General features: G+C 37.9%; 1 protein-coding gene. It reads left to right on the plus strand.

The window, feature by feature from the left end; all coding sequences use genetic code 11:
- The coding region (locus Q0842_RS16340; protein WP_298500593.1) for an immunoglobulin-like domain-containing protein at positions 1-206 on the plus strand (206 nt) is incomplete at both ends.

The raw sequence follows: 206 nt of genomic DNA on the forward strand, positions 1-206 counted from the left end.
TCTTCAGTAATAGATTTAAATGTAGGAGACACTTATTCTGAGCAAGGAGCCACAGCAACAGACGATTTAGATGGCGATATTACAGCAAATATTGTAATAGGCGGAGATGTAGTTGATACTAATACAGCCGGAACATACTTAATAACATATAACGTTAGTGATGCAGCAGGAAACCCTGCAACCCAAGTAGTAAGAACAGTAAATGT

Source organism: uncultured Algibacter sp., assembly GCF_947495675.1.
In the GTDB taxonomy this organism is placed as follows: domain Bacteria; phylum Bacteroidota; class Bacteroidia; order Flavobacteriales; family Flavobacteriaceae; genus Algibacter_B.